Raw genomic sequence first — 11,749 nt, forward strand, 5'->3', positions numbered from 1 at the left:
TGCGATTTATGTGCGACAACCTGTGTGACGCCTCGACGCAAGCCTAGCGGAGCGCGGTTTTTTGGCTATCGGGGATTTGTTTCCAATCGTTCGTGAATGTTTCTGGAAGGCGCGGGCCAGAGCGCAGGGATCGCCCTCCGGATTGGCCGGAACGCCGTCGTTTCACCCTTGCATGACATTTCGGGCTGCTGCTTAATACGGTGCGGCTCATGGCGTCGAACAGCGTTCGGCGACCGACAATCACTATAAAAAAAGAGCAGTCCATTGACCCACTCGAATGGAACGCAGCACGCGGGCCCGGTGAAGTTGTCGCTGGTGGTTCCCGTGTTCAACGAAGAGGACAGCCTCGACGGCTTCCTCCTGCGCATTCGTCACGTATTCGAGCAAGAGGCGCTAATCAACCTGGAACTGGTGTTCGTCAACGACGGCAGTTCCGATACGACGCTGGAGCGTCTCCTGAACTGCCAGCAGAGCGATTCACGCATCCGCATCGTTGATCTGAGCCGCAATTTCGGCAAGGAAGCGGCGCTGTCCGCCGGTTTGCAGATCGCCACCGGGCAGATCGTGGTGCCGATCGATGTCGATCTGCAGGACCCTCCCGAGGTGATCTTGCAGATGATCGAGCGTTGGCGAGAAGGCTTCGAAGTGGTACTGGGGCATCGTCTCAGCCGGCGCAACGACACCTGGGCCAAGCAGACCTCCGCCAACTGGTTCTACCGCCTGCACAACCGGATTGCCGATCAGCCGTTGCCGGAGAATGTCGGCGATTTTCGCTTGATGGATCGCTGTGTGGTCGATGCATTGCTCACCTTGCCGGAATCGCGGCGTTTCATGAAGGGCCTGTTCGCCTGGGTCGGTTTCCGCACCACGCAAGTCGAATACGAGCGCCCGGAGCGGGCGGCGGGGCAGACCAAGTTCAATGGCTGGCGACTGTGGAATTTTGCGCTGGAAGGCATCACCAGTTTCAGCACCGAACCGCTGCGGATCTGGACATATCTGGGAGCGATGGTGTCGCTGGTGTCGTTCGCCTTTGCCATGTTCATCGTGGTGCGCACGCTACTGTACGGTGTCGATCTGCCGGGTTATGCGTCGCTGATGGTGGCCGTGACATTCCTCGGTGGCCTGCAACTGATCGGCATTGGCGTACTCGGTGAATACCTGGGGCGCACTTACATTGAAGCCAAGCGCCGACCGGTCTTTCTGGTGCGCCGCGTTTACGATCCCAAGGACTGACCGATGGACCTCAAGGAAACCGACATCCTCGGCGACAGCATCGGCCAGCATTGGTATTACTGCTCCAAAGCGGCTGCGACCCGGCGCTTGCTGGGTGAAGCGCCGATCAAGCGAATCCTCGATGTCGGTGCCGGTTCAGGCTTCTTTTCCCACCATTTATTGACCCACACGGCGGCGCGCGAAGCGTGGTGCGTGGACATCAGTTACCCGGCCGATTCGAGCGCCACCACTGCCGGCAAACCCGTGCATTACCGTCGCTCGATCGACAGCGTGGACGCTGATCTGGTGTTACTGATGGATGTGCTGGAACACGTCGATGACGACCTCGGCCTGCTCAAGTCCTACGTCGAAAAAGTGCCGTCCGGCAGCCGTTTTTTGATGACCGTGCCGGCGTTCCAGTTCATGTGGAGCGGGCATGATGATTTTCTCGAACACAAACGTCGCTATACCCTGGGGCAATTCGAGGCTCTGGCGGGTAAGGCCGGATTGGCGGTAGAGCGGGGCGCTTATTACTTCGGAGCGGTGTTCCCGATTGCGCTGGCGTCGCGCCTGATACCCGGCGGCGCTCGGGGTTCGGCACCGCGTTCGCAGCTGAAAAAACATCATCCGCTGGTCAATACGCTGCTGAAAACCCTGTGCAGTCTCGAGCTGCCGTTGATGGGCATGAATCGCCTCGCCGGTTTGAGCGTGTTCGTGCTGGCGCGCAAACCGTGACGGCCGCCGAAAAGTCCCCGTTGATCCAGCGAGGTCTGCGTTTCGCCGTGACCGGTCTGTTCGTCACCGCGCTGCATGCGCTGGTGGCGGTGCTGTTCATCAATTTCGTCAGCCACCAGCCGCCTCTGGCGAACGGCGTGGCCTTTATCGTGGCGACGGTGGTGTCCTATGTGATCAACACCACCTGGAGTTTTTCTGCCCGACTGCACGGCAAAACCCTGCTGCGTTTCATGCTGGTTTCGGCGGGCGGCTTTCTGTTGGCGATGTTCGTGGCCTGGGCGGCGCAGATGGCCGGGCTGCACTATCTCGCCGGAATCGTTGCCGTGGCGCTGACGATTCCGGCATTCACCTTTGTACTGCACAACTTCTGGACATATCGATGACGGATTCACGGGAGCACCCGGCACTTTCCCTGCTGCCATTGTTCTCGGGTGTTCTGGTGTTTTTTCTGGTGGTCGGACCGCAAGCGCTGAACCCGCAAAACTTTGGCTGGCTGGAGCAGGGCGATCCGGCCACGCATTATTTGGGCTGGGCGTTTTTCCGGCATGCGCCCTGGACATTTCCGCTCGGGCTCAATCCGTCTTACGGCCTGGAACTGGGCAGCGCAATCATTTTTTCCGACTCCAACCCACTGCTGGCGCTGTTGTTCAAGACGTTCAGTGGCTGGTTGCCGGAGACCTTCCAGTATTTTGGTTTGTGGCTGCTGACCTGTTGTGTCCTGCAAGCCTGGTTTGGCTGGAAACTGCTGGGGCTGATGACGCCCCACCCCGTGATTCGCCTTCTGGGTGCAGGGTTGCTGGCGTTTTCGCCGGTGATGTTTTTTCGCCTGGTGGGGCACCTTTCCCTGGCGGGCCATTTCCTGATTCTGGCGGCGCTGTACCTGGTGTTGCTGCCGGATCTGCAACGTCGTCGCCTGGCGTGGGGCACGTTGCTGGCGGTGACGGCCGGGGTGCATGCCTATCTGCTGGCCATGGTTGCGCTGATCTGGCTGGCGGACCTGCTGGGCAAGACATTCAGTCGGTCATTGACCCGGGGGCAAGGGCTGATCGAGGGCGGCGTGCTTTTCGCCTTGGTGAGTGTGTGCTGCTGGCAGGCCGGTTACTTCAGCATTGCCGATGGCGCGGCAGCCAGTGGTTTTGGTTTGTACCGGATGAATCTGCTGTCGCCCGCCGACCCGGCAGGCTGGTCCCGTCTCCTTCCCGGTCTGCCGAAAGAGGAGGGGGATTACGAAGGTTTCAACTACTTCGGCCTGGGTGTTCTGTTGCTGGTGCCGCCGGCTTTTTTTGCCTGGCTGCGAAACCGGCGACTCTTGAACGATGAATTGCGTGCTCGTCCATGGCTGCTGGTGGCCATGCTCGGTTTATGGCTGTTCGCGCTGTCGAACCGAATAGGCATAGGCTCGTTGACGTTCGAGTATCCGCTACCCGATCGAATCATCGCCTTGGCCAGTATTTTTCGTGCCTCGGGTCGGATGTTCTGGCCGGTGTTGTATGCCTGCGTCCTGACCATGATTTTTCTGGTGGTACGCGGTTACCGGCCACGCATCGCCATCGGTCTGCTGGCCGCCGCATTGTTGATCCAGGTGGCCGACACCCGAGATGGCTGGATGGCCACCAGACAGGGAAAAATGCTGGCGCCTTCATCGGTCTGGAGCAGTCCGATGACTGATCCCTTCTGGGCCAGTGCTGCTGCGCGTTACGCCAATGTGCGCAGCCTGATGCCGCAGAACCAGAGTGATCGCTGGCAGATGATCGCCGGTTTCGCAGCGACCCACGGGATGAAAACCGATGCAGTGTATCTGGGACGCATGAGCACTTCGGCGCTGGCGCAAGCACAGCAGAAAGCACGCGCGATGCTCGATTCGGGGCAATACGACGCTGACTCTTTGTACCTGCTGGACGACGATGCTCTGGTCGATGCCGCACGGAGCATCAACAGTGAAACCGATCTGCTGACGCGCGTGGACGGGGTGGCGGTGCTGGCGCCAGGCTGGAAGCGCTGCAGTGAGTGCCTGCAGGTGCCTGATGAAGGGCAACAGATTTTGCTCGCGCCCCTCACTGGTCCAGGGCAAACACTGACCTTCAATTATCGCAATCGACAACTGGTCAGCGGCTGGTCGAAGCCGGAAAACTGGGGGACGTGGACAGAAGGGCGACAGGCGAAAATCCAATTGCGGGTGCAGCCGCCGGCGCGTTCGATCGTGATCGACGCGCTGGCTTTCATCTCGCCTGGGCACCCCGGCCAGCGGGTGATCGTCAGTCTGAATGACCAACAGGTACTGGAGACCCGTTTGACGCAGTTTCAAGGCAATCGCCTGGAAATCCCGATCAGCGCCCAGCTCAGCCAGCGCCTCGGGAACGATGACCGGGTCGATATCGAATTGCAGCTGCCGGATGCCGTCAGCCCTCGACAGCTGGGTATCAACGACGATTCGCGGATCATGGGCCTGGGGCTGAAGACGTTGACGGTGCAATGACACGTCGTTTCGATGGACGCCGCCCCCGCGGCCTTTCTACACTGCCGCAATCTGGGGATCGGGGGGCAATGGATGAACCGCAATGAATTACGCAAGGCCGACATCAACCTGATGGTGGTGTTCGAAACCTTGATGCTCGAACGCAACGTGACCCGGGCCGCCGAGAAGCTGTTTCTCGGCCAGCCGACCATCAGCTCGGCGCTCAACCGACTGCGCACCATGCTTAACGATCCGTTGTTCATCCGCGTCGGCCATCGCATGGAGCCGACCGCCCGTGCCGAAGACATCTATCGCCATCTCAAGCCTGCGCTCGACTCGTTGTCGGTGGCCCTTAGCCTGACCCGGGATTTCGATCCTGCCGTCAGCACCATGACCTTTCGCATCGGTCTGTCGGATGACGTCGAATTCGGTCTTTTACCGCCGCTGTTGCGCGCCTTGCGCCAAGAAGCACCGAGCGTGGTATTCGTGGTGCAACACGTCGATTACTGGCGGATTCCCGATCTTCTGGCGGCGGGCGACATCACCGTCGGCATCAGCCAGACCCGCGGCTTGCCGGCCAATGCCAAGCGCAAGCTGTTGCGACACATCCAACCGAGCATCCTGCGTGCCGACAAGTCCGACACGCCGCTGACCCTCGACGAATATTGCGCACGACCCCATGTGCTGGTTTCCCACACTGCCAATGTCAGTGGCTACGCCGATGAATGGCTGGCGGACATCGGTCGCACCCGTCAGGTGGTCCTGTCGGTGCCGCAGTACAGTTCGTTGCCAGCGCTGCTGGCCGGCACCGATCTGATCGCCAGCCTGCCGGATTACACCGCCGACGCCATGGCCGCTTCCGGGTTCTTGTTCAAGGAGCCGTTCCCGTTCAAGACCCCGACCCTCGACCTGTCGATGGTCTGGCTCAGCCACGTCGACAGCGACCCGGCCGAGCGCTGGTTGCGTTCGCGGCTGGAGCAGTTCATGAGTGAGCGTCCGGTGATGTCGTCGTTGGCGTGAGTCAGGCGTTGCTGTGATATATGTACGACCTTTCCGCCGAACCACTGGAGCACCGAGATGCCACACTTGCACCTGGAATACACCGCCAACCTGCCGCTACTGAACGCCGATGTGGCGTTGATCCGGCTCAACAACACGCTGGTGGGTTCCGGTCAGTTCGCGGCGGAATTCGATATCAAGAGCCGTGCGCTCAAGGTTGAAACCTTCAAGGTCGGCACTGCCATGAACGAGCGCGCCTTTGTCGCGGTGAGGCTGGCGCTGCTCAGCGGTCGTTCCCCGGAGATCAAGAAACAACTCTCGCAAAACCTGTTGGCGGTGCTGCAGGACCTGTGCGAATGGCCGGTCGGTGTCGAAGTGCAGTTGAGCGTGGAACTGCTCGATATCGACCGCGAGTCCTACAGCAAAGTCGCCATCGGCGTGTAGGACTCAGGCTGCCTCCAGCTCCGCGCAGGTCTTGATGACCTGCTCGCGCAGCCAGAGGTTGGCACTGTCCTGATCGACGTTGTGGCACCACTGCATGTCGAGGGTGAACCCAGGCAGGCCGTTCGGTGCCTCGCAGTGATTGAACACCGCGTCGTTGGTCAGCAAACGCTGAATGCGCCGGGGCAGGGTCAGGATGAAATCGGTGCCGGTGATCATCTTCAACGCTGCGCTGTAACTGTTGGAGCGGGCGACGATCTGGCGTTTCTGCGCCTGCCGCGCCAGCCAGCCATCGACCATGTTGGTGGTCGACGTCCACGGCGTCGGGAACACATGCCGGCGTTCGGTGAAGGCTTGCAGGCTCAGGCGCGGCTCCAGCGGCGTGGCGCGTTTGTCGAAGACGCAGACCAGGTCATCTTCCAGCAACATCCTTGATTTCAGGTCGGCGTGGCTGCGATGGAAGTGCGGGCCGAAACAGATCACCAGATCGAGGCTGCCGTCGCGCAATTCTTCGACCGGCACGTCGGTTTCGAACTTGTGCATGTTGACCATCACCGGCAAGTCATCGAAGTCAAAGCGCTTCAACATCCGTGGCAGGATCAGTTGCTCGAAGTATTCCGGGGCGCAGATGTTGAAGGTCACCGGTTGCGCCATCGGGTCGAAGGTCGGAGCGCCGGCGTGGCAGAGGTTGATGCTTTCGAGGATTTTCTGCACATGGCCGTACATGCTGCTGGCCTTGTAGGTCGGGCGCATGCCCGTGCGGGTGTTGACGAACAATTCGTCTTCGAAGCTGGTGCGCAGTTTTTTCAGGCAGTAACTGACGGTGGACTGGCTGACGAACAGCGCCTCCGACACGTCGGTGACGCTGCTTTGCTCATACACGGCGACAAACACCATGAGATCCTGCATGTCGAGCTTTCTAAGCAAGTTACTGTTCAGCATCCGTTCTGTCTCGCTGTGCTCCTTGCGCCGAATCCGCGCAAACGTGTGCGCATGATCGTAACGGAACGATGGTGCCAGGAGAAAGCCCTGTAGGACTTTTCACGGTCAGTTGTGGGACAGAAAGTTTTAGTAACACGACGTACACCATCAAACCCGGAAAAGGTGGCCAGAAGCCTTTATCCAGACGGGTCGGCCTGCCATTCGCCCGATCAGCCCATGTGCCGGGCGTAATGCCGTGGGTTGAAACGCAGCACCATCAGCAGCATGAGCGTCATCACTGCCGTCAGTGACCACCACGCCCACTCGAAGCTGCCCAGTCGATCGCGAACCATGCCGGCCATCAGCGGCGACAGCCCGGCAATCAGGTAACCGATGCCTTGTACGAACGCGGTCAGCCCGCCGGCACGTTTTGGTTCGTCGAGGTGATCGAGGGACACGATCAGGCTCATCGGGAACAGCCCGCCGATGCCGAGTCCAAGCAGGCAGGGCCACAACAGGCTCAGATGCTGCGGGCTGAGAATCAGGCCAAGGAATCCGGCGATGATCAGGCCGAGCAGGGCGCCAAGCACCAGACGTCGGTCACGGCTGCGATTGGCAATGGCCGGCACCACCAGCCCGGAAATCACCTCCATGGCCGTCAGAAAACCCAGCATCAGGCCGGCGTTTTGTTCGCTCCAGCCCTTTTCCACGTAGTACGGCGCCAGCCAGGCGAGCACGCAGGTGTAGGACGCGGTGCCGAGCCCGAAGAAGATCGCGAGCAGCCAGGCGCGGGAATTCGTGAAGAAGGATTTTCTGACGACGGTCCGGATGGTGTCCGTTGACGTAGCGCGGGTTGCCCACCACACAGGAATGGCGAGCAGTGCCAAAACCGCCCAGACCGCCAGTCCCGCCCGCCAGTTGCCGGTCTGCATCAGCACCCACGGTGCGAACGAAGCGGCCAGCGCCGCGCCGCCCATGATCGAAGTGACGTAAAGGCCCATGCACAGCGCCACGTTGTCGGGAAACCGCGATTTGATCAGCGCGGGCATCAAGGCTTGGATCAGTGCAATGCCGATCCCGGCCAGTATGGCGCTGGCGATCAATCCGCCCGCCGAGTCGAGAAACAGCCGTGAGAGCGTCGCCACGCCGATGATCAACAACGACAGCAGCACCGTGCGCTGTTCACCGAGGCGCTGGCTGACCGCCATGCCGAAGAACATCGCCAGCCCCATCGCCATCACCGGCAGCAGGGTCAGCAACGCTGCGAGACTGAAACTGAGCGCCATATCGCCGCGAATGGCCGAGAGCAATGGCCCGACTGCCGCCATCGATGGGCGCAGGTTGAGGGCGACCAGGATGATGCCGAGCATCAGCCAGACAGCGGGGCGGGCGGTGGCGCGAACGTTTTCCATCTTCAGACCTTTGAACCGTAGGCGGTCGATTAGGCGGGCAGGCGAGCGGGGCGGCAAATCAGAAAGTCAGGGTCGCTATCGAGAAAATCGATACGGCACCTCGTCGCCTGCGACTGAACCACAGCTGAACCATTCTCAAATACACCGAAAGTTTCATGGTTATTTCATGGGCCAACTAATCGTTGGCTTCTTTTTCACAAAAAATTGATGGTTGCCTGCTTAAAGTTTGTGTGGTCTGAGTCAATGAAATTTTCACAATTGACGACGGCACTTCTTTCAAGGAAATAGCCCCTCGCCATGTTCAAGTTAAAAGCCGTGCGCCCGGAATGGGTGACGTTGTTTGCCAGCGCCTTTCTTTTGACCGGATTCAATTTCGTTCTCTGGCAGCACCTGTTCGATATCACCGCTGCGGACGGCAAAGGCATTGCCATGCGCATTGCGTTCGGGGTGATGATCTTCGCGGCGTACAACATCGTGCTGACGTTGCTGGCGTTTCGACCCGTGTTGAAACCCGTGTTGACGTTGTTGTTTATGGTCAGCGCTGGCGTGGCTTATTTCATGAGCCAATACGGTGTAATGATCGATGCCGGCATGTTTCGCAACTTTGCCGAAACCAATGCCACTGAAGTGCGCGATCTGCTGTCTTTGAAGTTGCTCGCTTATATCGTTTTTCTGGGTGTCTTGCCGTCCTGGTTGTTGTGGAAAGTTCCAGTCAACTATCGTCGCTGGCATCGCGAGTTATTAAGCAAAGTTGTGGTGAGTGTCGCGTCGGTCGCGGTCATTGGCGGCGTTGCGCTGGCCAATTATCAAGGGCTGTCGTCGCTGTTTCGCAATCACCACGAAATTCGCTTGATGCTGGTGCCGAGCAACTACATCGGCGCCTCGGCCGGTTATCTGCGTGAACAGGTGGCTTCGGCGCAGCAACCGTTCGTCACGATCGGCGATGACGCCCAGCGCAACGTCGCCGTGCAGAATCATCCGCGCAAATCCCTGACGGTGCTGGTGGTGGGGGAAAGTGCCCGGGCGGAAAACTTCGGCATCCTCGGTTATGGCCGCGACACCACGCCGAAACTGGACAAGGAAGCCGGCCTGATCGCCTTTACCGACGTGCATTCCTGCGGCACGGAAACCGCCGTGTCGGTGCCGTGCATGTTCTCCAACATGGGCCGCAAGGATTACGACGCCAGCAAGGCGAAGAATGAGGAAGGGCTGCTGGACGTGCTCAAGCGTGCCGGGATCGACGTGATCTGGCGCGACAACCAGTCCGGCTGCAAGGGCACCTGCGATCGCGTTACCCTGCAGGACGTCAGCAACCTCAAGGATCCGGCGCTGTGCACCAACAGCGAATGCCGCGATGAAATCCTGTTGCAGGGCCTGCAAAGCTTTATCGATCACCTGGACAAGGACACCGTCCTGGTCCTGCACCAGATGGGCAGCCACGGCCCGGAATACTTCAAACGCTATCCGAAGGAATATGAGCACTTCACCCCGGTGTGTGAAAGCAACGCGCTGAACAATTGCAGCCGCGAAAGCATCGTCAACGGTTATGACAACACGCTGGTGTACACCGACCATGTGCTGTCGAGCCTGATCGATGTGCTGCGCAGCAATCAGGACAAGGTCGATACCGCCATGCTGTACCTGTCCGATCACGGCGAATCCCTGGGCGAGTACAACCTGTTCCTCCACGGCACGCCGTACATGCTGGCGCCGGAGCAACAGAAACACGTGGCGATGCTGGCGTGGTTCTCCGACAGCTATCAGAAGTCCTACTCGGTCGACACCCATTGCCTGCAAATGAGCCGCGACAAGCCATTGAGTCAGGACAACCTGTTTCACTCGATGCTCGGTCTGCTGGAAGTGCAGAGCAAGGTCTACCAGCCGGATCTGGACATGTTTGCCGGCTGCCGGGGCGCGGTGATCGACGGGGTGCTGGCCAAGGACTGAGCCGGCAGACTCACTCTGTAAGACTATTCTTTCCCTCAGGCAGGAGATTTCATCAAGCTCTTGCCCTGTAAAGGCGCGGAAAGCGCCGGTGGCGATATATACTGCGCGCCATTCTTGAAGGGAGAGCCGTGTGGCCATCGATATTCACTGGATTCGCGACAACGATAGCCTCGCGCAGTTTTGCGCCGAGTGGCAGCAGCTGCCGTTCGTTGCCCTCGACACCGAATTCATGCGGGTCGACACCTTCTACCCGATTGCCGGCCTGTTGCAGGTCGGCGACGGCAAACGCGCCTACCTGATCGACCCGCTGACCATAAACGCCTGGCAACCCTTGGCCGCGCTGCTGGAAAACCCTGCGGTGCTCAAAGTCCTGCACGCCTGCAGCGAAGACCTCGAAGTCCTGCTGCGCCTGACCGGCAGCCTGCCGGCGCCGCTGTTCGATACCCAACTGGCCGCTGCCTACCTGAACCTCGGGTTCTCGATGGGTTATTCGCGTCTGGTGCAGGAAGTGCTCGGCATCGAACTGCCGAAGGGCGAAACCCGTTCCGACTGGTTGCAGCGTCCGTTATCCGACACGCAAATCAGCTATGCCGCTGAAGACGCCGTGCATCTGGCGGAGGTTTTCGTACAACTGCGTCCGAAACTGTCCGACGACAAATTCGCCTGGGTGCTGGAGGACGGCGCCGAACTGGTCGCCAACCTGCGCCGCGAGACCGATCCGTACGAGGTGTATCGTGAGGCCAAACTGGCGTGGAAACTGTCCCGCGCCCAACTGGCTGTTCTTCGCGAGCTGTGCGCCTGGCGTGAACGCGAGGCCCGCGCCCGCGACCTGCCGCGCAATCGCATCGTCCGTGAACACTCGCTGTGGCCGCTGGCCCGGACCCAACCGGACAACCTCAGCGCGCTGGGCAAGATCGAAGACATGCACCCGCGTACCGTGCGTCAGGACGGCGAGTTTCTGCTTGATCTGATCAAGCGCTCTGGCAGTGTGGGGCCTGATCAATGGCCGCCAGCCGTGCCGGAGCCGTTGCCGATCGAAGCCGCCGCGCTGATCAAACAGCTGCGGGCGCTCGGTCAGGCCGAAGCTGAACGTCTGGGCATCGCGCCGGAACTGATGCTGCGCAAGAAAACCCTCGAAGCACTGGTCAAAAGCGGCTTCCCCGAGGGCCCTTACCAATTGCCTGATTCGCTGCGTGGCTGGCGCCGCGAGTTGATGGGCCAGAAGCTGCTCGACAGCCTGGCCACCGCCGGAGAACAGCCTTGAAACGTATTTGTTCTATTTATCAAAGTTCGAAGAAAAGCGGCATGTACCTGTACGTGCTCAAGAGCGATGCGCTGGAGCGTGTGCCGGAAGGCCTGATGGCAGCGTTCGGCAAGGCGAAGCATTCCTTTGATCTGGTACTGAGCCCCGAGCGCAAGCTGGCCAGCGAAGACATTGCCGTGGTCCTGGAAAACCTCGAAAAGCAGGGCTATCACCTGCAAATGCCACCGGCCGAGGAAGAGTACATCGAGCACTTGCCCGAAGAGTTGCTGCGACGCAACGACCCGGTCTGATCCGCGAGGCCCTGTCCTGGGCCTCTTGTAACCCCTGGAACGGTTTTTACGGCGACGGCTGCCACGAAGTTGG

Annotated in this window: 11 protein-coding genes; 9 read left to right on the top strand and 2 right to left on the bottom strand. The window is 60.0% G+C overall.

Going from position 1 to position 11,749, the window contains the following annotated elements; translation table 11 throughout:
• Positions 1-264 precede the first annotated feature (264 nt).
• The 6 genes from ABFB52_RS08130 (at position 265) to ABFB52_RS08155 (ending at position 5,845) form a co-directional block, all read left to right on the top strand.
• Positions 265-1,233: a glycosyltransferase family 2 protein gene (locus ABFB52_RS08130; RefSeq protein WP_129972851.1), complete on the top strand. Its 969-nt coding sequence runs from the start codon at positions 265-267 to the stop codon at positions 1,231-1,233.
• A gap of 3 nt (positions 1,234-1,236) precedes the next feature.
• Positions 1,237-1,947, top strand: coding sequence for a methyltransferase domain-containing protein (locus tag ABFB52_RS08135; protein ID WP_129972850.1), 711 nt, complete (start codon positions 1,237-1,239; stop codon positions 1,945-1,947).
• Complete coding sequence (locus tag ABFB52_RS08140; protein ID WP_085747212.1) at positions 1,944-2,330, top strand: GtrA family protein; 387 nt, start codon at positions 1,944-1,946, stop codon at positions 2,328-2,330. The genes ABFB52_RS08135 and ABFB52_RS08140 overlap by 4 nt, the downstream gene beginning before the upstream one ends.
• Entirely contained in the window at positions 2,327-4,423 is a 2,097-nt protein-coding gene (locus ABFB52_RS08145; RefSeq protein WP_129972849.1) for a DUF6311 domain-containing protein, read from the top strand. The genes ABFB52_RS08140 and ABFB52_RS08145 overlap by 4 nt, the downstream gene beginning before the upstream one ends.
• A gap of 72 nt (positions 4,424-4,495) precedes the next feature.
• Positions 4,496-5,422 carry a LysR substrate-binding domain-containing protein gene (locus ABFB52_RS08150; protein WP_045121852.1) on the top strand — a complete coding sequence of 309 codons (927 nt, stop codon included), beginning with the start codon at positions 4,496-4,498 and terminating at the stop codon, positions 5,420-5,422.
• A gap of 57 nt (positions 5,423-5,479) precedes the next feature.
• Complete coding sequence (locus ABFB52_RS08155; RefSeq protein ID WP_129972848.1) at positions 5,480-5,845, top strand: 5-carboxymethyl-2-hydroxymuconate Delta-isomerase; 366 nt, start codon at positions 5,480-5,482, stop codon at positions 5,843-5,845.
• Positions 5,846-5,848: 3 nt separating this feature from the next.
• On the opposite strand, the gene ABFB52_RS08160 is transcribed toward ABFB52_RS08155, so the two are convergent.
• Positions 5,849-6,784: a LysR family transcriptional regulator gene (locus ABFB52_RS08160; protein ID WP_085747210.1), complete on the bottom strand. Its 936-nt coding sequence runs from the start codon at positions 6,782-6,784 to the stop codon at positions 5,849-5,851.
• 209 nt (positions 6,785-6,993) lie between these two features.
• Entirely contained in the window at positions 6,994-8,175 is a 1,182-nt protein-coding gene (locus ABFB52_RS08165) for a cyanate transporter (protein WP_129972847.1), read from the bottom strand.
• A gap of 297 nt (positions 8,176-8,472) precedes the next feature.
• Here ABFB52_RS08165 and ABFB52_RS08170 point away from each other — a divergent pair, with 297 nt between their 5' ends.
• The 3 genes from ABFB52_RS08170 to ABFB52_RS08180 all read left to right on the top strand — a co-directional run bounded on the left by ABFB52_RS08170 (position 8,473) and on the right by ABFB52_RS08180 (position 11,676).
• On the top strand, positions 8,473-10,122 hold the full coding sequence (locus ABFB52_RS08170) for a phosphoethanolamine--lipid A transferase (RefSeq protein ID WP_129972846.1): 1,650 nt from the start codon (positions 8,473-8,475) through the stop codon (positions 10,120-10,122).
• A 130-nt stretch (positions 10,123-10,252) separates the two neighbouring features.
• Positions 10,253-11,386, top strand: a complete 1,134-nt coding sequence (rnd, locus tag ABFB52_RS08175) for a ribonuclease D (protein WP_007958043.1) — start codon at positions 10,253-10,255, stop codon at positions 11,384-11,386.
• A complete protein-coding gene (locus ABFB52_RS08180) occupies positions 11,383-11,676 on the top strand; it encodes a YcgL domain-containing protein (protein WP_102717526.1) in 294 nt (97 codons plus the stop codon). The genes rnd and ABFB52_RS08180 overlap by 4 nt, the downstream gene beginning before the upstream one ends.
• Positions 11,677-11,749: the final 73 nt, after the last annotated feature.

It is taken from the genome of Pseudomonas sp. 9.2(2024), from assembly GCF_039695385.1.
In the GTDB taxonomy this organism is placed as follows: Bacteria; Pseudomonadota; Gammaproteobacteria; order Pseudomonadales; family Pseudomonadaceae; genus Aquipseudomonas; species Aquipseudomonas paraglycinae.